Annotated in this window: 23 protein-coding genes; 10 read left to right on the forward strand and 13 right to left on the reverse strand. The window is 55.8% G+C overall.

Annotated elements, in window-relative coordinates; translation table 11 throughout:
* Positions 1-81: hypothetical protein (locus A936_RS23745; RefSeq protein WP_008457051.1), on the forward strand; the 81-nt coding region annotated here is incomplete at its 5' end.
* Between the two features lie 138 nt (positions 82-219).
* Here the strand turns inward: A936_RS23745 and nirD are convergent.
* The 6 genes from nirD to tsgA all read right to left on the reverse strand — a co-directional run bounded on the left by nirD (position 220) and on the right by tsgA (position 8,309).
* Entirely contained in the window at positions 220-546 is a 327-nt protein-coding gene (nirD, locus tag A936_RS09515; protein ID WP_008457053.1) for a nitrite reductase small subunit NirD, read from the reverse strand.
* Positions 543-3,092 carry a nitrite reductase large subunit NirB gene (nirB, locus tag A936_RS09520; RefSeq protein WP_008457055.1) on the reverse strand — a complete coding sequence of 850 codons (2,550 nt, stop codon included), beginning with the start codon at positions 3,090-3,092 and terminating at the stop codon, positions 543-545. The genes nirD and nirB overlap by 4 nt, the downstream gene beginning before the upstream one ends.
* Before the next feature lie 177 nt (positions 3,093-3,269).
* The gene (locus tag A936_RS09525) at positions 3,270-4,160 is read right to left on the reverse strand and encodes a LysR family transcriptional regulator (RefSeq protein ID WP_008457057.1); all 891 of its coding nucleotides are present in this window, start codon (positions 4,158-4,160) and stop codon (positions 3,270-3,272) included.
* 71 nt (positions 4,161-4,231) lie between these two features.
* Positions 4,232-6,298, reverse strand: coding sequence for a 2Fe-2S iron-sulfur cluster-binding protein (locus tag A936_RS09530; RefSeq protein ID WP_008457060.1), 2,067 nt, complete (start codon positions 6,296-6,298; stop codon positions 4,232-4,234).
* 27 nt (positions 6,299-6,325) lie between these two features.
* On the reverse strand, positions 6,326-6,943 hold the full coding sequence (locus A936_RS09535) for a glutathione S-transferase family protein (protein ID WP_008457063.1): 618 nt from the start codon (positions 6,941-6,943) through the stop codon (positions 6,326-6,328).
* A gap of 181 nt (positions 6,944-7,124) precedes the next feature.
* Positions 7,125-8,309, reverse strand: a complete 1,185-nt coding sequence (gene tsgA / locus A936_RS09540; RefSeq protein ID WP_008457065.1) for an MFS transporter TsgA — start codon at positions 8,307-8,309, stop codon at positions 7,125-7,127.
* A gap of 280 nt (positions 8,310-8,589) precedes the next feature.
* On the opposite strand from tsgA, the gene ppiA reads away from it, so the two are divergent.
* The 3 genes from ppiA (at position 8,590) to argD (ending at position 11,161) form a co-directional block, all read left to right on the forward strand.
* Positions 8,590-9,162 (forward strand): peptidylprolyl isomerase A, encoded by a 573-nt coding sequence (ppiA, locus tag A936_RS09545; protein ID WP_008457067.1) that lies wholly within the window; start codon positions 8,590-8,592, stop codon positions 9,160-9,162.
* Positions 9,163-9,287: 125 nt separating this feature from the next.
* The gene (gene pabA / locus A936_RS09550; protein ID WP_008457069.1) at positions 9,288-9,851 is read left to right on the forward strand and encodes an aminodeoxychorismate synthase component 2; all 564 of its coding nucleotides are present in this window, start codon (positions 9,288-9,290) and stop codon (positions 9,849-9,851) included.
* 89 nt (positions 9,852-9,940) lie between these two features.
* Positions 9,941-11,161 (forward strand): bifunctional acetylornithine/succinyldiaminopimelate transaminase, encoded by a 1,221-nt coding sequence (gene argD, locus A936_RS09555; RefSeq protein ID WP_008457071.1) that lies wholly within the window; start codon positions 9,941-9,943, stop codon positions 11,159-11,161.
* 2 nt (positions 11,162-11,163) lie between these two features.
* On the opposite strand, the gene A936_RS09560 is transcribed toward argD, so the two are convergent.
* Both A936_RS09560 and crp read right to left on the reverse strand, forming a co-directional pair.
* The gene (locus tag A936_RS09560; RefSeq protein ID WP_008457073.1) at positions 11,164-13,248 is read right to left on the reverse strand and encodes a YccS/YhfK family putative transporter; all 2,085 of its coding nucleotides are present in this window, start codon (positions 13,246-13,248) and stop codon (positions 11,164-11,166) included.
* Positions 13,249-13,310: 62 nt separating this feature from the next.
* Positions 13,311-13,943, reverse strand: coding sequence for a cAMP-activated global transcriptional regulator CRP (gene crp, locus A936_RS09565; RefSeq protein WP_003852956.1), 633 nt, complete (start codon positions 13,941-13,943; stop codon positions 13,311-13,313).
* A 312-nt stretch (positions 13,944-14,255) separates the two neighbouring features.
* On the opposite strand from crp, the gene A936_RS09570 reads away from it, so the two are divergent.
* Positions 14,256-14,660 (forward strand): OsmC family protein, encoded by a 405-nt coding sequence (locus A936_RS09570; RefSeq protein WP_008457076.1) that lies wholly within the window; start codon positions 14,256-14,258, stop codon positions 14,658-14,660.
* Between the two features lie 36 nt (positions 14,661-14,696).
* Here A936_RS09570 and A936_RS09575 read toward each other — a convergent pair whose 3' ends face one another.
* The 3 genes from A936_RS09575 to A936_RS09585 all read right to left on the reverse strand — a co-directional run bounded on the left by A936_RS09575 (position 14,697) and on the right by A936_RS09585 (position 16,893).
* Positions 14,697-15,566: a phosphoribulokinase gene (locus A936_RS09575; RefSeq protein ID WP_008457077.1), complete on the reverse strand. Its 870-nt coding sequence runs from the start codon at positions 15,564-15,566 to the stop codon at positions 14,697-14,699.
* Between the two features lie 90 nt (positions 15,567-15,656).
* On the reverse strand, positions 15,657-15,875 hold the full coding sequence (locus A936_RS09580; RefSeq protein ID WP_008457083.1) for a YheU family protein: 219 nt from the start codon (positions 15,873-15,875) through the stop codon (positions 15,657-15,659).
* A 1-nt stretch (position 15,876) separates the two neighbouring features.
* Entirely contained in the window at positions 15,877-16,893 is a 1,017-nt protein-coding gene (locus A936_RS09585) for a hydrolase (RefSeq protein WP_008457087.1), read from the reverse strand.
* 60 nt (positions 16,894-16,953) lie between these two features.
* Here A936_RS09585 and A936_RS09590 point away from each other — a divergent pair, with 60 nt between their 5' ends.
* Entirely contained in the window at positions 16,954-17,556 is a 603-nt protein-coding gene (locus tag A936_RS09590; protein ID WP_008457089.1) for a LysE family translocator, read from the forward strand.
* 41 nt (positions 17,557-17,597) lie between these two features.
* Here A936_RS09590 and A936_RS09595 read toward each other — a convergent pair whose 3' ends face one another.
* The gene (locus A936_RS09595; protein ID WP_008457091.1) at positions 17,598-19,502 is read right to left on the reverse strand and encodes an ABC transporter ATP-binding protein; all 1,905 of its coding nucleotides are present in this window, start codon (positions 19,500-19,502) and stop codon (positions 17,598-17,600) included.
* Between the two features lie 124 nt (positions 19,503-19,626).
* Here A936_RS09595 and kefG point away from each other — a divergent pair, with 124 nt between their 5' ends.
* From kefG to slyD, 4 genes are all read left to right on the forward strand, one after another.
* Positions 19,627-20,178, forward strand: coding sequence for a glutathione-regulated potassium-efflux system ancillary protein KefG (kefG, locus tag A936_RS09600; RefSeq protein ID WP_008457093.1), 552 nt, complete (start codon positions 19,627-19,629; stop codon positions 20,176-20,178).
* Complete coding sequence (gene kefB / locus A936_RS09605; RefSeq protein ID WP_008457096.1) at positions 20,178-21,983, forward strand: glutathione-regulated potassium-efflux system protein KefB; 1,806 nt, start codon at positions 20,178-20,180, stop codon at positions 21,981-21,983. Before kefG ends, kefB begins: the two co-directional genes overlap by 1 nt.
* Before the next feature lie 11 nt (positions 21,984-21,994).
* Positions 21,995-22,195, forward strand: a complete 201-nt coding sequence (locus tag A936_RS09610; protein ID WP_008457097.1) for a YheV family putative zinc ribbon protein — start codon at positions 21,995-21,997, stop codon at positions 22,193-22,195.
* Between the two features lie 98 nt (positions 22,196-22,293).
* A complete protein-coding gene (slyD, locus tag A936_RS09615; RefSeq protein ID WP_008457098.1) occupies positions 22,294-22,878 on the forward strand; it encodes a peptidylprolyl isomerase in 585 nt (194 codons plus the stop codon).
* Positions 22,879-22,929: 51 nt separating this feature from the next.
* On the opposite strand, the gene A936_RS09620 is transcribed toward slyD, so the two are convergent.
* Positions 22,930-23,148, reverse strand: coding sequence for a protein SlyX (locus A936_RS09620; RefSeq protein ID WP_008457099.1), 219 nt, complete (start codon positions 23,146-23,148; stop codon positions 22,930-22,932).
* Between the last annotated feature and the right edge of the window lie 177 nt (positions 23,149-23,325).

The raw sequence follows: 23,325 nt of genomic DNA on the forward strand, positions 1-23,325 counted from the left end.
TATGAAGTGTGGTGGTACAGCACGAAAGTGGGGGTGATCGACCTGAAGAATAAGTCGATCACCATGGGTAAAGGATGTTAAAAAGTGTTCACCATGTCTGCGAACACCTGTCTACCATGTCCCCGGACTGTACACCCTGGGGGAGAGGGGATCGCCGGAGAAGCCTTTGTGACTTTCTCCCTCTCCTGGAGGGAGAGGGCCGGGGTGAGGGCGAATGGATTACGCTTTTATCTGCACCAGCCCGTCCTGCACGCGCGCTTCATAGTGCGGTACGGAACGGCTTTCATCTTCCAGGCACAGGCCGTCCCGCAGGCGGAAGTGCTGCTTTTTCAGCGGGCTGGCAACCCACAGCTCGGCCTGATGTTCTGCAATCAGTCCGCGGGAAAGCACGCTGGCTTCAAAGAACGGGTCGATATTACTGATGGCGTAAACCTGCTCGTCTTTACGCGGGCGGAAAATAGCCACCTGCGCCGAACCGACGAGGGCGCAAACGCCGGTTGCTGGCAGGATATCGTCTAGCTGACAAACGGTTGTCCACTGGCTCATGCGTGTTCCTCCACTTCTACCAGAGTGACCGGAATACGCTCATGCGGCGTGGCCGGACGGTGTTGATCGCGCTCGCTAACAATTTGCACATTCGGGTCGCGCTGCGGGCTGTTGATAAAGTGTTTGAAGCGAACCTGCGCCTGCGGCGTGTTCACAGTTTCCGTCCACTCGCAGATTACTTTTTCGCGCAGGCGGTTAAGCTCCGTTTCAAGCTGATCGTTCAGGCCCAGCTTGTCATCGACAATCACGCTACGCAGGTAATCAATGCCGCCTTCCAGGTTTTCCAGCCAGACGGAAGTACGGGTAAGTTTGTCGGCGGTGCGGATGTAGAACATCATGAAGCGGTCGAGATACTTGATGATGGTGTCGCGGTCGAGGTCCGCCGCCAGCAGGTCCGCATGGCGCGGTTTCATGCCGCCGTTACCACACACATACAGGTTCCAGCCCTTCTCCGTGGCGATAATACCCACGTCTTTGCCCTGCGCTTCCGCACATTCGCGGGTACAGCCGGAGACGCCAAACTTCATTTTGTGTGGGGTGCGGATGCCTTTGTAGCGGTTTTCCAGCTCGACGCCAAAGCCTACGCTGTCGCCTACGCCGTAGCGGCACCAGGTGCTGCCGACGCAGGTTTTCGCCATACGCAACGCTTTGGCATAGGCGTGGCCGGTTTCGAACCCGGCTTCAATCAGCTGACGCCAGATTTCTGGCAAATCGTCCTTTTGTGCGCCGAACAGGCCGATGCGCTGAGAGCCGGTGATTTTGGTATACAGGTTGTATTCGCGGGCGATACGACCCACTTCCATCAGTCCTTCAGGCGTGATTTCGCCGCCTGCCGAGCGCGGGATCACCGAGTAGGTGCCGTCTTTCTGAATGTTGCCGAGGAAGTTATCGTTGGTGTCCTGCAGCGGCGTCAGCTCAGGCTGCAGGACGTAGTCGTTCCAGCAGGAAGCCAGCAGCGAACCCACGGTGGGTTTACACACTTCGCAGCCGTAACCCTTGCCGTATTTGTGCAGCAGCTGGTCGAAGGATTTGATTCCTTCCACGCGGATCAGGTGGTACAGCTCCTGGCGCGAGAAGGCAAAGTGTTCGCACAGGTTGTTGTTCACTTCGATACCGGCTTTGGCCAGCTCGGCGTTCAGCACCTGAGTCACCAGCGGAATACAGCCACCGCAGCCGGTCCCTGCCTTGGTTTCGGCCTTCAGCGCCGCCACGGTGTGGCAGCCTTTGTTGATGGCTTTGATCAGGTCGCCTTTGGTGACGTCAAAGCAGGAGCAGATCTGCGCGCTTTCCGGCAGCTTATCGACGCCGATAGACGGTTTGCCGCTGCTGGCGTGTGCCGGCAGGATCAGCGCATCCGGGTTTTCCGGCAGCTCAATTGCGTTCAGCACCAGCTGCAGCAGGTTGCCGTAGTCGCTGGTGTCGCCCACCAGTACGGCACCAAGCAGGGTTTTATTGTCTTCGCTAACTACCAGGCGCTTGTAAACCTCTTTGCTTTCATCGAGGTAAACGTAGCTGCGGGCGTTAGGCGTGCGGGCGTGCGCATCGCCAATGCCGCCGACATCAACGCCGAGCAGTTTCAGCTTGGCGCTCATGTCGGCGCCTTCAAAGGTGTTTTCCGTGCCGAGCAGGTGGTCGGCCGTGACCTGAGCCATTTTATAACCCGGCGCAACTAGCCCAAAAACGCGGTTATTCCAGCTGGCACACTCCCCGATGGCATAAATATCCGGATCGGAAGTCTGGCACTTATCGTTGATGGTGATCCCGCCGCGCTGGGCCGTTTCGAGCCCGCATTGCGTAGCCAGCTTGTCCTGCGGACGAATACCGGTGGAGAAGACGATGAAATCCACTTCCAGCTCGCTGCCGTCAGCAAAACGCATTGTTTTACGGGCTTCAGTGCCCTGCTGGACGATTTCCTGGGTGTTTTTGCCGGTATGCACACGCACGCCCATGCGCTCGATTTTGCTGCGCAGTTGTTCGCCGCCCATGCGGTCAAGCTGCTCGGCCATCAACATTGGCGCGAATTCGATAACGTGGGTTTCCACGCCAAGGTTTTTCAGCGCCCCGGCCGCTTCCAGCCCCAGAAGGCCACCGCCGACGACGGCCCCGCGTTTGCTGCGGCGGGCGCAGGACTCAATGGCATTAAGGTCTTCGATGGTGCGGTAAACGAAGCAGTCCTGGGTTTCAGAGCCTTTAATCGGCGGGATCCACGGGTAAGAACCTGTCGCCATCACCAGTTTGTCGTAATAAACGGTGCGGCCGGTATTGGAATGGATCACTTTTTCCTGGCGATTGATGGTGATGGCACGTTCGCCAACCAGCACTTTTACGCCATGTTTTTCGTAGTAGCCGTCGCGGACAAGGGAGAGTTCTTCAGCGGTATGATGGGAGAAATAAGAAGAAAGGTGTACGCGATCGTAGGCTTTACGCGGCTCTTCACAAAATACGGTGATGTCGAACTGGTCCGGCGGGGCCTTATCAAGTAAGTCTTCGATAAAGCGATGGCCAACCATGCCATTACCGATAACTGCGATTCTGACTTTGCTCATAATTGCCTCAATTTCTTTTCTATTACCGCCTACCTTAACGATTCAGCTGTGGTGATTATTGATGCAAATCAAATGCGCCTTTATATACCCATTAAGAGGTATATCATTGATTTTGATGTGCTTTTGTAAGTTATGGAATTGTCTGGTTTTCCGCCAGTAGCAGGCGTTAGAGGATATTCAGTTCAGCAAAGGGTTCGCGCGGAGCCGGGCAACAATCAAGTCAACAAAAGTGCGTACTTTGGCGGAAGCGTGGCGGCCTTCGGTATGCACCACATGTATGGGGAGTGGCTCAAGCTCGTATTCGCTCAGTACGATTTGCAGTTCCCCCTCGTGCAGGGCTGGCGCTATCTGATAATCCAGGACTCGCGTCAGCCCCCAGCCTGCTTTTGCGGTGGCAATCGATGACTCGTTGTTGTTGCACTGGAGCGCGGCGTTGATCATGACGCGTTGTTCACCCGCAAAGCGCCACTCCGGTGAGGCCCAGGCACTGGCCGAAGAGACAATACGGTGGTTTTTGAGGTCCGCAGGTGTCAACGGTGTGCCATTTTTTTCCAGGTAACCTGGGGAAGCGCAAACGACCCGGCGCACGGTGCCGACTTTGGTTGCCGTCAGCCCTGAATCGGGCAAATGCCCAATGCGAACGGCGACATCGATTCCTTCTTCGATGATGTTTACCTGGCGATCAACGAACAGTGACCGGGCGCGCATGGTTGGCCACGCATCAAGATAATCAGTGATCGCCGGCAAGACGAATTTCTGGCCGAACAGCACAGAGGCGGTAACCGTCAGGATCCCAGACGGCGTGGCATAGGAGCCTGCCGCTGCCGCCTCGGCTTCCTCTATGCTGGTGAGAATCGTGCGGCAGTCGTTGAGATATCGCAGGCCAGGTTCGGTCAGCTTCACTGTGCGAGTGGTGCGGATAAACAGTCGGGTTCCGATGACCTCTTCCAGGGCAGCAATCGCACGTGTGACCACTGGCGCACTGATATGGAGCTGGCGTGCCGCAGCGGCAAAACTCTCGGTTTCCGCGACTTTGACGAAAATTTTCATCGCCTGCCAACGATCCATGCGCAACCTCATCACCTGCCTGAAAGGAATTTCAGTATCGGGTATTCGCCGGGTATGGCGCAATCCCGGTATTACAGCTCAAGCTGAATGCGGTTTTCTTCTCCCGCAGGCAGCTGCGCCGGAACTGCGCAGCAAATCAGGACCTCATCATCTGCCGTGCTTGCGGACGGTATTTTCGGGTAGGTGACTGAGCCTTTGAGGAGTTTAGTCCGGCAGGTTCCGCAGTGGCCTTCCCGGCAGCTGAATTCCGGACTTAATCCGCGAGCTTCGGCCAAGTCTAAAAGCGAACCTGAATCCGGCATCCAGCGAGCCTCTTTTAGCGATTGCATAAAAGCAACTGGCACGGGGCTGGTGGCCGGAGGCAGGGCGTCAGATTTTGGCATATGGCTGGCTGTGGTGCGAACCAACGCTGAGGGACCAAAGGCTTCGGCATGGATTCTGTCATCGCCGATGTTGTATTTCCGCAGTCCGTCATAGAGAGATTGGGTGAACGCCGCCGGGCCGCAAATATAGAAATCGTAGTCGTTAAACGGCAGACGGCTCGTGAGCAGCGACATATCAATATGACCATGCACGTCATAGTCTTTATCTGGCCGGGCATCGCCTGGCTGGCTGAGGACGCGAATCGCCTGCACGGCGCCTTTAGCCGCCGCGACCAGTTCGCCAATCTCGTGAGTAAAAGGTAAATCTTCCAGCTGTCTTGATGCCTGGAACAAAAAGGTTTGTCGAATACGTTGTTTGCGTAACCCTTCATAGACAATGTGCCGCAGCATGGCGAGCATCGGGGTAATGCCGACGCCGCCTGCCAACAGGACGGCCGGACGTGGCTCGTGGGCATTCAGAGTGAAATTACCCGCCGGAGCTCGGACGTCAATGCTATCGCCAATGGAAACGCTGTCGTGCAAGTGCCGGGAGACACTTCCGTCCCGCTTAACGCTGATGCGGTAAAAAGCATCTGAGGGAGCCGAGGAAAGTGTGTAAGTGCGGATAACCGGCGCCTCTGCGCCATCAGGCTTCACGCGAATGGGTAAATGCTGCCCGGCGAGATGAGGCAGCAGGCCAGCATCGTCGTCAGGTTGAAGATAGAAAGATCGAATCGAGCGGCTCTCATCCTCAATCTTCGCCACGCGAAAAGGCCGCCAGCGGGTGGCGAGTTCCGTCGCTTTCAGGCGGTTGCTGGCTGCCTGCCAGTCTCCGGTCATCAGCGAATGAGGAGAAAGCCCCTCGGCTTCAAACTTCCAGCGCAGCGCCAGCGCGTTGCGGCGGCGTACAACCCGACGGGCTTTAAACGTCCATAGCCGTTCTGCGCCCTGGAAGGCGGCGATTTCCGGTGAGTCCAGAATGACTTTTGCTTCGCCGGTCATTTGCAGCATGTCGCCGGTGTTAAAGTCCACGAACAGCAGGCCAGCCTGGCCGTTAAGCAGGATGTTACCGAGCGTGGCAAAAAAGAGATTGCCGTTGAAATCGGGAATGGTCAGCGTGCCGTCGTCGCCGACCCGGATGAACCCCGGTTTGCCGCCGCGGTGGGAAACGTCGGCCTGTCGCTTACCTTCTCTTTCGGCCCAGGAGGCGACAAAAAAGGCATCAGCTGCCTGAATCATTGCGCTTGCTTCAGCGTCCAGCCCTTGAAGGGCCTCTACCGTAACACCAGCATGACTACCGGGCGCGCGGCTAAAAGTGAACTCGCGGAGCTGAATATAGCGCGGGCAGTTGCCAAAGCTTTGGTCGACCTCGACCTGAAAACCGTTGTCCGTTTGCAGGAGCGTGCCGTTCATCCGGTTACGCCGCCGGGTATGAAGCTCAATTCCCAGCAGGCCAATGGAGGCGCGATCCCGCATTCCTTCGGCGGCCGGATCTTCCGTTGTCAACGACGCCGCAATTGTCAGACGGGTCGACGTCGGAGATGTGATAAAACCGGGATCGCCTTCCAGAAATGTTGCCCACGCTTCACCCGTTGGGGAGACGCTGCCGATGACGATAAAAGGCAGCTGAGCGTAGAAGTCACGATGCTGCTCGGGCATGTGATCGCGTATCACTCGCTGACCTACCTCCGCCATGCGTTCGGTTACGCCGACCTTGCCCTGAAGGAATATTTCACCTTCATGCCAGACGGACTTCTTCGCCAGCTTATCGCTCATTTATTTGCTCTCCCCGGAAGCTCGAGATCAGGCGACGGCGTTCAGACCGGCGGCCGTTTTCACGAAAGGCACAAATCCCGGCAGTGCTTCGATACGGCGCAGGAAGGCGTTAACGCCCGGGTAAGCAGAAAGATCAACATTCCCCTCAGGTGCGCTGGAGGTGTAGCTGTAAATGGCAACGTCGGCGATGGTCGGGTGGTCGCCGACCAGCCATTCACGGCCGGCAAGATGTTGCTCAAGTCGCCCCAGGACCACGTGTGCTCGGGCAATCACCTCATCGGGATTAAATTTTGCGCCGAAAACCGTCACCAGGCGCGCAGCTGCCGGACCAAAAGCGAGGTCTCCCGCCGCGACGGAAAGCCAGCGTTGAACGGCTGCCGCACCCTGCGGGTCTTCCGGTAACCATGCACTTTGGCCGCTTTTTTTCGCCAGGTAGACAAGAATGGCATTGGAGTCAGGGATCAGCGTGCCTTCGTCATCCAGCAGTGGCACCTGTCCAAACGGGTTAAGCGCCAGGTATTCCGGCTGTTTGTTGGCACCCGTTTTCAGATCCAGTTCAACAACTTCATGGGGGAGACCGAGCAGGGAAATGAATAAGCGTGCGCGGTGGGCATGGCCTGAGAGAGGGAAGCTATAGAGTTTCATGCTTAGAGTCCTGATTGGCTGAGCGGGAAGATCCCCGAACGATGCAAACAGGTTGCCACAGGCAATAATGGGCAGGAATAAGCCTTATCGGCAATTCATTATTGCGAAAAACGTAATAATAGCGGGAGGGAGAGTGAAAGAACCCTCTCCCCGTTAAAGGAGAGGGTGAGTCGCAGGACTATCAGTGTGCCGCAGCCTCTGCGCCATGGCGGCGGTGCCTGGTGACGAACCCAAGCAGCAGGCACATGACGAAGACGACAGCGTACAGGCCATTGGCGGTGTGCAGAGCAGCCAGAGGGCCACTGTGCGCCACGATTGGACCAGTGACGATGAAGGTCAGCATGGTGCCCACGGTGCCGCAGGTCAGGACAAAGTTAACCAGTTTCGGGGAAGAGACTTTGGTCTGCTGTGAACCCAGGGTGATGATCGTGGTGTAAATGGCGCTGGAGAAGAAACCAAGCGACAGAATAAACCAGGCCAGATGAGCCGGATCACCGTGGTTGAACAGGTACATCAGCACGGTGGCTGCCCCGGCGAGCACGGTCAGAATGCGCTGCAGGTCGAAGAAACGCAGGATAAAACTGAACGCCCACATGCCGAACATGTAAGACATCCAGAAGTCACTCACCAGCTTACCGGCATCGTTGATGCTCATGCCCAGGCCTTTGGCATATTCCGGAACCCAGGAAATAAAGCCCAGCTGGCCGAGGATGTAGCACAGCGCCGCGATGGACAGGAACAGCACGCCGATGCCCCATTTTTCTTTGGTGACAGGCTGGTCGTCTTTCTTCGCATGTTTGCCCAGCGCCGGGAATTCACAGCCCAGGGTCAGCAGGAAGATAGCGACATAGACCAGGCCGATACATACGTAGACCCAGTACCAGTTGATGCTGCGAGCCAGCAGAATAGCGGCGACCATCGGGAAAATCATCCCGGCCATGCTGAAGAAGGAGTCGGTAAACAGCAGGCGGGAACCGCGCTGACGCCCTTCATACATATGGGTGATCAGGAAGGTACCAATCGACATGGTTATCCCGCTCACAAGGCCCAGTACGAACATGGATGCGGAGAAGATAGCCAGGTTATGACCGAAGATCAGGCCAGCGACGGCCAGCACCATCAGCAGGAAACCAAAGCGCAGCTGGGTTTTCAGCGGCACGATTTCCATCAGCCAGGCGTTCAGGAAGATAGAGATTAAAATACCGGCATTAAGGAACGTAAAAGTATTACTCATGCTGGACACCGGCAGATTAAAGTACTCTGCGATGTTTCCCATCACCATCCCGGTGACGATCACCAACGCGCCAGTCAGGGCGTAGGAGAAGAAGCTAATCCATAAGAGCTTGGTTCGGTTGCTGTTAGTCATAACGAGCCTGTGCAAGGAAATGTAAAGCGCATTGACAGCGCGGCGGACGGGCAGATTTTAGTCATTTGCGTGATCTATTTAAATGAATTATGAATTTATTGCTGAAATAAACTGACTGAATCATGAGGTGTGTCACATATTTCAATCTATTTCAGCGTGTTGGCGCGGCAACTCGTTGATTTGCGTGTAAGTAAAAAACCGTAAATGGCTGGCGTCGGCTGCGGTGCCTCTTTACAATCAAGCCACTTGCTTCACTCACTGCCTTCGTAAGGAATTGTTCATGCTCAAATCGACACTGGCGGCTGTTGCAGCTGTATTCGCCCTCTCTGCGCTTTCACCTGCGGCGCTGGCTGCAAAAGGCGATCCGCACGTCCTGTTGACCACCTCGGCTGGCAATATTGAGCTTGAGTTAAATAGCCAAAAAGCGCCGGTTTCGGTCAAAAACTTCGTGGATTACGTCAACAGCGGTTTTTATAACAACACGACCTTCCACCGCGTAATCCCGGGCTTTATGATTCAGGGCGGCGGTTTCACCGAAGATATGAATCAGAAGCAGCCTAACCCGCCTATCAAAAACGAAGCGGACAATGGCCTGCGCAATACCCGCGGCACCATTTCTATGGCGCGCACCGCAGACAAAGACAGCGCCACCAGCCAGTTCTTTATCAATGTGGCCGATAATGCCTTCCTGGATCACGGCCAGCGTGACTTTGGCTACGCCGTATTTGGTAAAGTGGTCAAAGGTCTGGACGTTGCCGATAAAATTTCCCAGGCGCCAAGCCATGACGTCGGCCCGTACCAGAATGTGCCGACTAAACCTATCGTGATTCTTTCCGCGAAGGTCCTGCCTTAAGTATTTCTGCGCGGGCCTCAATCGCCCGCGCTACGCCTTCCCTGAAGCAGAGAATTTCAATAAGTGGTGAGCCTGGCGTTGGAAAGCGACTAGAATAGCGCGTTCTTTTTTGCCCTGGAGCTGCCATGTTACTGCTTATCGACAACTATGATTCCTTCACCTGGAACCTCTACCAGTATTTTTGCGAACTGGGTGAGGAGGTGTTGGTTAAGCGTAACGATGAAATTGGGCTGGACGATATTGAGCGCCTGACCCCTGACAAGTTGGTGATCTCTCCAGGCCCTTGTACCCCGACCGAGGCAGGTATTTCACTTGCCGCCATTAATCACTTTGCCGGGCAGCTACCGATTCTTGGCGTTTGTCTCGGACATCAGGCTATTGCGCAGGTGTTTGGGGCGGCTATCGTGCGGGCCGAACAGGTGATGCATGGCAAAACCTCCGCCATCAGCCATAACGGCAGCGGCGTATTCCGTGGGCTGAATAATCCGCTGACCGTGACGCGCTATCATTCGCTGCTCATTGATCCCGATACTCTGCCTGACTGTTTTGAGGTCACGGCCTGGACGGACAAACAGGAAATTATGGGCATCCGTCACCGCTCGCTGGATCTTGAGGGCGTGCAGTTCCACCCGGAAAGTATTCTCAGCGAGCAGGGGCATGCGCTGCTGGCGAATTTCCTCCAGAGATGAATTGGCACTTGCCTGTTTTTGGTTTTTTATGCATATTTCGTGATTATATTTTCATTGGTGTCTAACGCATAAAAACGGGTGGGGAATAAATGACAACTGAACAATCAGCGGTTACGCGGGCAACCTTCGATGAAGTGATTCTGCCGATTTATGCACCAGCAGAATTTATTCCAGTGAAAGGGAAAGGCAGCCGCGTGTGGGACACCGCCGGGAAGGAGTACGTGGATTTTGCCGGAGGCATCGCCGTGACCGCACTGGGGCATTGCCACCCTGCGCTGGTGGAGGCGCTGAAAACCCAGGGTGAAACCCTGTGGCACACCAGTAACGTTTTTACTAATGAGCCCGCCCTGAAACTTGCCCGTAAGCTGATTGATGCCACCTTTGCCGAGCGCGTCGTCTTCATGAACTCCGGTACGGAAGCGAACGAGACGGCTTTCAAGCTGGCTCGCTATTATGCTTCGACCCGCCATAGCCCGTACAAAAGCAAAATCATCGCCTTCTACAATGCGTTTCACGGGCGTTCGCTGTTCACCGTTTCCGTGGGGGGACAGGCTAAATACTCCGACGGCTTCGGCCCGAAACCTGCCGATATTATTCATGTGCCGTATAACGACCTCGCGGCGGTGAAAGCGGTGATGGACGATCATACCTGCGCGGTGGTGGTGGAGCCGATTCAGGGCGAGGGTGGCGTGACCGCCGCGACGCCGGAATTCCTGCAGGGGCTGCGCGATTTGTGTGATGAGCACCAGGCTCTGCTGGTCTTTGATGAAGTGCAGTCCGGCATGGGCCGCACGGGCGAGCTTTTCGCTTACATCAACTACGGCGTCACGCCAGATATTCTGACCAGCGCCAAAGCGCTTGGCGGTGGTTTTCCGGTAAGCGCTATGCTGACCACCCATGAAATTGCCTCCGCGTTCCACGTCGGCAGCCACGGTTCTACCTACGGCGGCAACCCATTGGCCTGTGCGGTGGCCGGGGCGGCTTTCGATATCATCAACACGCCGGAAGTCCTCAAAGGTGTGGCGGACAAACGTCAGCTTTTCGTTGAACAACTGCAAAAGATAAACGCACAGCTCGATCTGTTCAGCGACATTCGCGGCATGGGGCTGTTGATTGGCGCAGAGCTTAACGAGAAGTACAAAGGGCGCGCCCGCGAGTTTCTCTACGCTGGCGCGGCAGAAGGTGTGATGGTATTGAACGCCGGGCCGGACGTTATGCGCTTCGCGCCTTCGCTTATTGTCGAGGACGCGGATATCCTGGAAGGGATGCAGCGCTTCGCCAAAGCGGTTGCCAGCGTGGTAGCCAGCTAAGGCTAACCCGAGCGCCGCAGACGGCGGTTGAGCCAGATCCCATGATGAGGCCGCTGGCGCCAGGCGACCGAGGAGATGGTATGCATGGTGTTCAGGTGGCCAATAATCCGCTGTAAATGCTGCTCCATGGTGCTTAACGGCCCCGTGGGCAGCGTGTCCGATTCCAGGATATTCGTGTCGTTCGACCCGCCAGGCCCGTCATACTCCAGCCTTTGCTGGCACCGCTGTAACCCAATCTCACAAGACTGTAGATATTTCTGCGCCAGGTCCGGCGTCAGCATGTTGTGTTCGCGCGCCAGCGTGGTCATGGCGTTGATATGCTCGACGATGAACTGGCTGTGCGTCACCCAGAGTTTCATGTCTGCCAGGTAGTGGGAGTTAAAGCCTGGCTCCTGCATCGCCTGATTGAGCGAGTTGAACAGCGCATTGTGCGCCTGGTTGACCCGCATACGCTGCCAGGCCAGCGGCGTGGGCTCTGGATCGTTGCTTAGTATCAGCCGAATAGCGTCCTGGTCCGCCTCCAGCGCGTCGTGGGCGTTCTGACGCAGCAGGCCGGTTTGCCACTGTGGCCACAGCCAGATCATGCCGCCAAAGGCGATCAGGCAGCCGAGCAGAGTGTCTATCAGCCTGGGAATAATGTAACTCTCAGCGCTGAGGGTGATGAGCTGCAGGGTATATACCGCCGTGACGGTGAAGCCAATGGTGGCCCAGCCGTAGCTTTTGCGGATAAACAGGTAACTCACCAGCGTAATCATTAACATCGCCAGCAGGGTGTAGCTGTCCGGGACGTGGAAGTGCAGGGTGATACCCGCGATACACAGCCCTGCCATGGTACCTGCCGCCCTGTGAACAATGCGCACCCGCGTTGCACCGTAGCCGTTTTGCGTCACGAACATCACCGTCATTAGGATCCAATACGGCTTTGGCAGGTGTAAGAAGGAGCCCAGCAGGCTGGCAATGGTCAGCATCACACCTAAGCGCGCGGAGCTGCGCAAAGCGGAGGATTTAAACGAGAGATAGCTTTTCAGGGCCGGAAAAAACGGTAAACGGCGTTCCCTGTCCTCCATTAAATCCCTCACGTACAGCGGCCGCTGGGTTTTCAGTACCCGGGCAATGCGGCTGAAGTGGTAATGGCAGAACTGCCCCACTGGATTGTCCGGATTCTGGCGGGCGATTTTTTCCAGGGCGTCGATCTGCTTATCCATGGTAAAGCGCGTTGGATAGCGGTGGTAAAGAATATCGTCTGCCAGCACGCGCAGGCGCGCGGCGATGGTTTGGGCATTCCAGCGGATCACGGCTTCCGCATGGCTTTGCTCGACCAGTTTTTGCACCTCTTCAGGCTGATGCAGGCTAACCGAAATGTGTTCCTGCAGATCCAGCGCAACCTGGAAAGCGCGTAACAGACGCTTGTAGCCGTTTTGCTGGTTGGCCGATAGCATATGCAGCTGCTGGTAGCAGGTAGTGATCAGGTCGACGGCTTTTTGCTGGCGGGCCAGCAGTGGCGGCAGCGCTTTTTCCGGGTCGGTATGCTGGGTCAGCAGGCTGTACTTTGCTTCGCAGTAATCTGCCAACTGGCGGTACAGCAGGCTGAGCGACTCCCTGAGCGGTTGTTCACGCCATAGCCGGAACCAGAACCAGTTGAAGGCGCCGTACCAGATAGTGCCGAAGATATAGAGCACCATGGGCTTCCAGATCGGCATATTCCCGGCCATGCTGAGCGTAAAAATAGCGGCGATCAGCGATGCGGGCAGCAGGCGGGCGTGAAGTGAGCTGATTTCTGCCGTCACGCCGAGCAGCAGAGCCATGACGATCAATATCGCCGGCAGCGGGATGTGGGTATAAAGCAGCAGAAGCTGCAGGATAAGGCTGCTGAGAGCGAACAGGCTGCCGCCGATGATCAATCGTTTGAAGAAGCGCTTGTGCGGCGTGTCCAGCCCGGCAATGTTGCAGCAGGCGGGAACTAACGAGAAGAGAAGGCCGTTTTGCAGGCTGCCAAGCAGCAGGCCGACAGCCACGGGAAGACACAGCACCAGCGTTTGCCGCAGCGCGTAGTTAACTTCCGGGTGGTAAATTAATCTCTTCCACATAGCCTGAATTGTAGAGACAAAAAAGGCGTGTTACCGAAGCGACACGCCTTTATAAGGGCTAATTAACGGGTGCCGTAAACGACAATCGTTTTACCGTGGGCGGAAATGAGGTTCTGATCTTCCAGCATTTTCAGAATACGGCCAACGGTTTCGCGGGAGCAGCCCACGATCTGACCGATTTCCTGGCGAGTAATTTTGATTTGCATCCCGTCCGGGTGGGTCATGGCATCCGGCTGTTTAGCCAGGTTCAGCAGCGTCTGAGCAATGCGGCCGGTCACGTCGAGGAAGGCGAGGTTGCCTACTTTCTCAGAAGTTACCTGCAGGCGGCGCGCCATCTGGGAAGAAAGGCGCATCAGGATATCCGGGTTGACCTGAATCAGCTGACGGAATTTTTTATAGGAAATTTCAGCTACTTCACAGGCTGACTTGGCGCGAACCCAGGCGCTACGCTCCTGGCCTTCTTCGAACAAACCTAATTCACCAATGAAATCACCCTGATTCAGATAAGAAAGGATCATCTCCTTGCCTTCTTCATCTTTAATCAGAACAGCTACGGAGCCTTTGACGATGTAGTACAGCGTCTCCGCCTTTTCACCCTGGTGAATCAGCGTGCTCTTCGACGGATACTTATGAATGTGGCAATGAGACAAGAACCATTCGAGAGTCGGGTCTGTTTGCGGTTTGCCAAGCACCATGCGCGGTTATCCTCTGTTATAAACTGGCTACCAAAGACAAGACGCGGAACCTCTTGTCTGGCGTTGCAATCGTGAAATTTTCCCAAGCCCTGGGAGCTGGCAAGCAGGTTAACCCTGCGGCCTGTAATTAGTCGTTTCCTCTGCTTACGGCATAAACGTCTCTGTATCGCAGCAGCATCCGGATTGTTTTAGCATAGCTTTTGGTTAGTGTCTTGTATTGTCTCGTTTCAGCATGACCTGGATCGCCTTACGTTGCCAGTTTTCACGTAGACGCGTAATCTGAAAGAAATTTTTATTACGGGAGTAGGTAAAATGCAGGCACGTGTTAAATGGGTGGAAGGCATGACCTTCCTCGGCGAATCCGCTTCTGGCCACCAAATTCTGATGGACGGGAACTCCGGGGATAAAGCGCCAAGCCCGATGGAAATGCTGCTGATGGCCGCGGGCGGTTGTAGCTCAATTGACGTGGTGTCGATTCTGCAAAAAGGCCGCCATGATGTGACGGATTGTGAGGTGAAACTGACTTCCGAACGTCGTGAAGAAGCACCTCGTCTGTTCACCCGCATTCATTTGCATTTTGTTGTGACCGGGAAAGAGCTGAAAGAAAGTGCGGTTGCCCGCGCCGTTGAGCTGACCGCAGAGAAATATTGCTCGGTGACGTTGATGCTGGAGAAAGCCGCAGAGATTAGCCACAGCTACGAAATTATTGAAGCCTAAGTAGAAAAGGGCGGTATACAGACCGCCCTTACGCCATCAGGCAATTTTCCTGCCTTCTGCCAGCCGCTGCACCAGCGGGGCCATGATCAGCTCCATCGCCAGCCCCATTTTCCCGCCCGGTACCACCAATGTATTGATGTGGGAGATAAACGACCCCTGCAACATCGCCAGCAAATATGGGAAGTCGATGTCGTCCAGCCCACGGAAGTGAATGACCACGAAGCTTTCGTCCAGCGACGGAATGGCTCGCGCGGCAAACGGGTTAGAGGTGTCTACCGTCGGAACGCGCTGGAAGTTGATATGGGTACGTGAGAACTGCGGCGTAATGAAGTTGATGTAATCGTCCATGGAGCGCACTACGGAATCCATCACCGCTTCCCGTGAATGGCCGCGTTCGCTGGTATCGCGCACCAGTTTCTGAATCCATTCCAGGTTAACGATGGGCACCACGCCTACCAGTAAATCGACGCAGTCGGCGACGTTATGTTGAGGGGTGACTACACCGCCGTGCAGGCCTTCGTAAAACAGGACGTCAGTGGGCTCCGGGAGCGGCTGCCAGGGCGTAAAAGTGCCCGGCACCTGGTTCCACGGCACCGCTTCATCGTAGGTATGCAGGTATTTACGCGCTTGCCCTTTGCCGGTCTGGCCGTATTCGATAAAGGTTCGTTCCAGTAACCCGAAGTCGTTGGCGTCTGGCCCAAAGTAACTAATATGGCGGCCAGCATCGCGTGCTTTGCGGATAGCCATGTCCATTTCCGGGCGGGTATAGCGGTGGAAACTGTCGCCTTCAACTTCAGCGGCGCGCAGGTTGAGCTGCTGGAAAATCTTGCGGAAAGCGAGGCTGGTGGTCGTGGTGCCGGCGCCGCTGGAACCTGTGACCGCAATAACCGGGTGTTTGGCTGACATAGGGTGAAAACTCCGTGAGGGATCGGAAAAGAGATCTGTATCTGCTTGTTATACTTTTCAGCCAGTATAGATCACCCTGCCAGTCAGCGGTCAGCCGCGAAACTGCCCGCGCGGCATAATGTTCACCGTTTCATGGAGTTCAGACCAAACCAGCACGGCCTCGCCGCTTTGTAACTGGCGCTTCACGTCGGCGACTTTTTGCGTCAGCGAGCGCTCCTGCTCACCATAATCGGTGCCTTCCCGTAATACAAAAGATTCAATCAAATTGTCGAGCGTTTCAGGGTCGAGATCTTGCCAGGGAATGATCATTTCAGTGGTCCAGGAAGCGGGTTAGCCAGTCGGGAATGCGCTGCTCAAGCCACATCTGTGGGCGCAGCAGAGTCCCGCCGACAAAGCCAACGTGGCCGCCGTAAGTCGTGAGCTGGTAGTGGATATTGGGTGGCAGCGTTTCGCGATCCGGGATGACGTGGTGATCCATAAACGGGTCGTCTTTGGCGTGGATAATCAGCGTCGGAGCGGCAATTTCCGGCAAAAGCGGCATGGCGCTGCACTGGCGATAGTAGTCCAGCGCGTCGGCAAAGCCATGGATCTTCGAGGTAATTAAGTCATCGAACTCGCGAATGCGGCGCAGGCTTTTCAGCTTGCGGAGGTCGATAGGCAGCGAGCCAGGGTAGCTCTTCAGCTTACGGGCGGCATTTTTCTTCAGCAGATTCAGCAGGTAATGCTGATAGACGCGCGAGAAGCCCTGCTCCATGTGGTAGCAACACTGCTCAAGCATCAGCGGGGCGGAAACAATCACGCCGGCTTTCAGCGTGCAGGCAGCGCCCTGTTTTGCCATCAGGCAGGCGAGCATGTTCCCACCCAGCGAAAAACCAACTGCGGCGGTGGGGACTTCACCGTAGCGCTGGTTTAACCATTCGAGGAAGTAAGTACCGTCTTCGGTTTCGCCGGAGTGATAAATGCGTTCTTTACGGTTCGGCACGCCGCTGCAGCCGCGAAAATGCATCACCACGCCCAGCCAGCCGCGTTTTTTCGCCGCTTCTATCATGCCGTGAGCATACGGGCTGTGGAGGCTGCCTTCGAGTCCGTGAAACACGACCAGGCGAGGTTTGTGCATAGCGGTTTGCGGATCTTCGCTCCACGCAAGATCGACAAAATCCCCGTCCGGCATATCCAGCCGCTGCCAGTGGGGTTTGAAATTGATTCGACGACGAATCAAACGTGGGATCATGGTTTGCAGATGCGGGTTACTGAGTCCGCGCATCGGGCGGAAATCGTCACCTTCATCATGATGAATATTCAATTCTAAAGGACTTGTACTGGCCATATCACACTGTTAGTTTCGTTTAGTTCGCTAATTATTCTTCGGGTGTGGAGCACCCAATTCATGGACTTAACGCTTTTTCTTTCGATGCTGGGCTTTCTCTGGGTCGCCGCCATCACACCTGGCCCTAATAATACGCTACTTACCGCATCCGGGGCGAATTACGGTTTCTTCCGCAGCCTGCCGCTGATGATTGGCATCATGCTCGGAATGCAGTGCATTTTAGTGCTTGTTGCCTTCGGCGTAGGCAGCTTAATCCTGCTTTACCCCGCTCTGCACCTTATCCTGAAGATTGCCGGGAGCGTTTACCTTTTGTGGCTAGCCTGGAAAATTGGCACCGCGAAATACGAGCGCCTGGAAACGGATGCGGCCCCGCCGTCTCCGGTACCTTTCTGGCAAGGTGGCCTGCTGCAGGTGATTAACCCTAAAGCGTGGCTGATGGCGCTGGGCGCGGTAGCCAGTTTCAGCCTGGCGGGCGCAGCCTACCTGCATTCCGTGGCGATGATTAGCGTAGGGATTGCGCTGGTGAACATTGTGGCCGGGGTTATCTGGATAGCCTTTGGCAGCCTGATTGGCCTGTTCCTGCGCAGCCGTCGCTCCTGGGCTATTTTCAACGTCAGCATGGGCGTGTTAACCGCCGCCTGCGTGCTGCTTATCTGGCGTTGAGGGCAAACCCTCTCCTCGCGAGGAGAGGGAAACGTTCGCGTTTAGTCGGCCTGCAGCATCTGTTCAAGCTGTTCCTGAATATCCAGCCATTCCATCTCGCACTCTTCCAGCGCCGACTTCACTTTTACCTGCGTTTGCAGGCATTCGTTCATCTCGGCTTTACGGCTCTGGTCGTAGATAGCGCTGTCTGCCAGCTTGTCTTCTACTTCTGCAAGCTGAGCGTTCAGCTTTTCCATCTGCTTTTCAAGCTGGGTAATTTGCTTGCGCAGCGGCTGAGTTTGGGTGCGAAGTTCGGCTTCACGGCGCTTCTGGTCCTTGCGGGCCTGGGCGCTGTTGGCGTTATCCTTCGCTGATTCCGCGGGCTGATTCTCCTGTTTTTGCAGGTCGCTCAGCCACTGTTGGTAATCCTCGAGGTCGCCATCGAAAGCTTCCACTTTGCCGTCGTGCACCAGGTAGAGATCGTCCGTGGTGGAGCGCAGCAGGTGGCGGTCGTGCGAAACCACAACCAGCGCGCCCTCAAAGTCGATTAGCGCTTCGGTCAGCGCCTGGCGCATGTCGAGATCGAGGTGGTTCGTCGGTTCATCGAGCAGCAGCAGGTTAGGGCGCTGCCAGACAATCAGCGCCAGCACCAACCGGGCTTTTTCACCGCCGGAGAAACGCGCCGTTTGTTCCGTGACTTTATCGCCCTGGAAACCAAAGCCGCCCAGATAGTCACGCAGTTGCTGTTCCAGCTCGCGTGGGGCAATACGAGCCAGATGCTGAAGCGGCGATTCATCGGCGCGCAGGTATTCCAACTGATGCTGGGCGAAGTAGCCGAGCTTGATGCCTTTGGCCAGGCCGATGTCACCCTGCAGCGGCTGTAATTCACCGGCCAGCAGTTTGATTAACGTGGATTTCCCCGCCCCGTTTCGGCCCAGCAGGCCAATACGCGAGCCAGGAACAAGGTTCAGCTTGATGGAGTTGAGGATCACTCGCTCGCCGTAGCCTGCGCTGACCTTTTCCATCCTCAGCAGCGGGTTGGGAAGGTTTTCTGGCGCACGGAAGCTGAAGTGAAACGGGTTATCGACGTGAGCCGGGGCAATCAGCTCCATGCGCTCCAACATTTTCACGCGGCTCTGCGCCTGCTTGGCTTTGGACGCTTTAGCTTTAAAGCGATCGATAAAGCTTTGCAGGTGGGCCACTTTTTGCTGCTGGCTTTCGTACATCGACTGCTGTTGAGACAGGCGAGTTGCGCGCTGGATCTCAAACGACGAATAGTTGCCGGTGTACTCGAACATATTTTCCTGTTCGATGTGGATAATTTTATCGACCACCGGATCGAGGAAGTCCCGGTCGTGAGAGATAAGAATCAGGGTACCCTGGTAGCTTTTCAGCCAGCGCTCCAGCCAGATGACCGCGTCCAGATCGAGGTGGTTAGTTGGCTCATCGAGCAGCAGCAGGTCGGAACGGCAAATCAGCGCCTGGGCAAGGTTAAGACGCATGCGCCAGCCGCCCGAGAAATCGCTTACCGGGCGTTCCAGCTGTTCATTGCTGAAGCCCAGACCGTGCAGCAGGCTGGAGGCGCGTGAGCGAATGGTCCACGCATCGACCGCGTCCAGCTTGCCGTGAACCAGCGCAATGGCGTGACCGTCGTTGCGTTCGTTGGCGACGTTTAGCTCGGCTTCCAGCTTGCGGAATTCACGGTCGCCGTCGATCACATACTCTATCGCCGGCATCGCAAGGGCAGGCGTTTCCTGATTCACCCAGGCAAGCTGCCAGTTGCCGGGAAAGCTTGCGCTCCCGCCATCGGCGCTTATCTCGTTTTTCAGCAACGCCAGCAGCGTGGATTTTCCACAGCGGTTTTTACCCACCAGGCCGACTTTTTGCCCGGGGTTGATGGTGGCGGTGGCGTTATCCAGCAGAACGCGGGTGCCGCGACGAATTTGTAACGAGGAGAAAACAATCATAAAGCGCCGTATGTTCAGAGTATGTTAAATTGTCATTGTAATTCGTTAACATGTCGCCTGGGCAACAGGTCGGGCTGCATGGTAGCCCAAAATAATGACTATGACGACGCCCTGGAGGGTAATGATGTCGCAGCCGCCGAAAGTTTTGCTGCTGTATGCCCATCCGGAATCCCAGGACTCGGTGGCTAACCGGGTTTTGCTTCAGCCGGCTCTGCAGCTTGAAAATGTGACCGTGCACGATCTCTACGCGCACTATCCCGATTTCTTTATCGATATTTATCACGAACAGTCATTGCTGCTGGAGCACGATGTCATTGTTTTTCAACACCCTCTTTATACCTACAGCTGCCCTGCGTTGCTGAAAGAGTGGATGGATCGCGTCTTAAGCCGGGACTTTGCCAGCGGCATCGGAGGCAACGCGCTGGCGGGAAAGTACTGGCGCAGTGTGATCACCACCGGCGAGCCGGAAGGGGCCTATCGCTATGACGGCTATAACCGCTTCCCCTTAACCGAAATTTTACGACCTTTTGAGCTCACCGCGGCGATGTGCAAGATGCACTGGCTGATGCCGATTATCGTTTACTGGGCTCGCCGCCAGTCTAAGCCTGAGCTGCAAAGCCACGCGAAAGCTTATGGTGAGTGGCTGGCGAATCCGTTGCCGATGGGAGGCCGCTGATGGAAGGTTCTGATTTACTGTTGGCGGGGGTGTTGTTTCTCTTCGCGGCGGTTGTTGCTGTCCCGGTTGCCGCACGTTTAGGTATTGGCGCCGTGCTGGGCTATTTGCTGGCAGGTATCGCTATTGGCCCCTGGGGCTTAGGGTTTATCAGCGATGTTGATGAAATCCTGCATTTCTCCGAACTGGGCGTGGTGTTCCTGATGTTTATCATCGGGCTGGAGCTGAATCCGTCGAAGCTATGGCAACTGAGGCGCTCTATCTTTGGCGTTGGGGCGGCGCAGGTGATTCTCAGCGCGGTGGTGCTCGCGGGCCTGCTGATGCTGACGAATTTTTCCTGGCAGGCGGCAGTGGTGGGCGGCATCGGCCTTGCGATGTCTTCCACAGCGATGGCGCTGCAGCTGATGCGCGATAAAAGCATGAACCGCAGCGAATCCGGTCAGCTAGGCTTTTCGGTCCTTCTGTTCCAGGACCTGGCGGTGATCCCGGCGCTGGCGCTGGTGCCGCTGCTGGCCGGGAACGGCGACGATCATACCGACTGGATTAAAGTCGGCCTGAAGGCGTTGGCGTTTATCGGCATGCTATTGGGCGGACGCTATTTGCTTCGCCCGGTTTTCCGCTTTATTGCCGGCTCCGGGGTGCGTGAAGTCTTTACCGCGGCTTCGTTGTTACTGGTCCTTGGCTCGGCGCTGTTTATGGATGCGCTTGGGTTTTCTATGGCCTTGGGAACGTTTCTGGCTGGCGTGCTGCTGGCGGAAAGCGAATATCGCCACGAGCTTGAGATTGCTATCGATCCGTTCAAAGGCCTGCTGCTGGGGCTGTTCTTTATCTCTGTTGGCATGGCACTGAATCTGGGCGTTTTGTTCACCCATTTACTGTGGATTGCAGTGAGCGTGGTTGCGCTGGTGGCGGTGAAAGCCACCATTTTGTATGGCCTGTCGCGGGTGTATGGTTTGCGCAGCTCTGAGCGGCTGCAGTTTGCGGGCGTGCTAAGCCAGGGCGGCGAGTTTGCCTTCGTACTGTTTTCCGCGGCGGCCTCACAGAAGCTGTTCCAGGGCGATCAAATGCCGCTGCTGCTGGTCACGGTTACGCTGTCGATGATGACCACGCCGCTGCTGATGAAAGGTGTGGATGCGATTCTTGCCCGGCGGTTTAATCCGGGCGAGGAAACAGAGGAGACGCCTTACGTTGAGGACGATCATCCGCAGGTTATCATCGTCGGATTTGGGCGTTTTGGTCAGGTGATAGGCCGCCTGTTGATGGCGAATAAGATGCGTATCACCGTTCTTGAACGGGATATCAGCGCCGTAAGCCTGATGAGAAAATACGGTTATAAGGTGTATTACGGCGATGCGACGGAAGTGGAACTGTTGCGTTCGGCGGGAGCGGAAGAGGCCAAATCCATTGTTATCACCTGCAATGAGCCGGAAGATACGATGCGGATAGTCCATCTCTGTCAACAACACTTTCCACATCTTGCCATACTGGCGCGTGCTCGCGGCCGCGTAGAGGCACATGAATTGTTGCAGGCCGGCGTTAAACTGTTCTCGCGTGAAACCTTCTCCAGCGCCCTTGAACTTGGGCGTAAGGCCTTGCTCACGCTGGGTATGCATCCTCACCAGGCGCACCGGGCTCAATTACATTTCCGCCGACTGGATATGCGTATGCTGCGTGAACTGATGCCAATTCACACGGACAGTGCGCAGATTTCCAGGGTGCGGGAAGCCCGGCGTGAGCTGGAAGATATTTTTGAACGTGAAATGCAGCAAGAGCGTCGGCAGCTGGACGGCTGGGACGAATTTGAATAAGGGTGAAGCCAATGTCAGTGCGTAAGCGTTTTATTGCCGGGGCCGTTTGTCTCAAATGCCAGGCTAAGGATTCTCTCGCGCTGTGGCGCGAGAACAACATTGATATCGTTGAGTGCGTAAAGTGTGGCCATCAGATGCGAGAGGCCGACAAGCAGGTTCGCGAGCACGTTCGCGAGCAGGAGCAAGTGATAGGGATTTTTCATCCCGACTAGCGAGATGGAGCAGCTTTTTTTAAGCTAGAGGGTACAGCGGCGCAGATTTCCGCTACAATCGGCGCCAGTTTTTTCCCTACGCTCGTTCAGGAGATATCATGAAAGTAGCAAAAGACCTGGTGGTCAGCCTGGCCTATCAGGTACGTACAGAAGACGGTGTGTTGGTCGATGAGTCTCCGGTGAGCGCGCCGCTGGACTACCTGCACGGTCACGGCTCCCTGATTTCTGGCCTGGAAACGGCGCTGGATGGTCACGAAGTTGGCGACAAGTTTGACGTTGAAGTGGGCGCGAACGACGCTTACGGTCAGTACGACGAAAACCTGGTGCAGCGCGTACCGAAAGACGTCTTCATGGGCGTTGACGAGCTGCAGGTTGGTATGCGCTTTATGGCGGAAACCGATCAGGGTCCAGTGCCGGTCGAAATTACCGAAGTGGAAGACGAGCACGTTGTGGTTGACGGTAACCACATGCTGGCCGGCCAGAACCTGAAATTCAACGTGGAAGTTGTTGCTATCCGCGAAGCGACCGCTGAAGAGCTGGCCCATGGCCACGTTCACGGTGAGCACGACCATCATCACGACCACGATCACGAGGGTTGCTGCGGTGGTCACGGCCACGATCACGACCATGGTCACGAGCATGGTAAAGGTGGTTGCGGTAACGGCGGCTGTGGTTGCCACTGATCGCTGTGAATGAGAAAAGGCCGCATTAGCGGCCTTTTTTACGTCTGTTATTCAGTAATGCGGCGGCGGCGTCTCTTCGGACTCTGAAGCGATCATCGACGGCTGGCTGGCCTTGAGCTTTTCAACCAGCAGACGGAAATGCTCGCGAAGTTTGACCATCTCAAGCTCGTGCGCCGTCACGGTCTGGTTCAGCTCTTCAATCGTAATCTCCTGAAAGGCAAGACGACTCTCGAGATCTTCCAGCCGTTGTTCGGTGGATTTAGTGTGCATGGCGGTTCCTCTTTTGCCTGCGCGATGGACAATATGCGGTGATTTTACTGAAAATGACCCAGCTTTACAGCGCAGAAGCACGTTGAAGGAAACTTCTTTAAACAAAAAGAATCTCAATTTGACTCGATAACTCGCTGAGAGATTGTGTAGATTTCTTTCACGACGTTATAGTACGTC

Origin of the sequence: Enterobacter sp. Ag1 (assembly GCA_000277545.1) — a bacterium.
GTDB lineage: Bacteria > Pseudomonadota > Gammaproteobacteria > Enterobacterales > Enterobacteriaceae > Cedecea.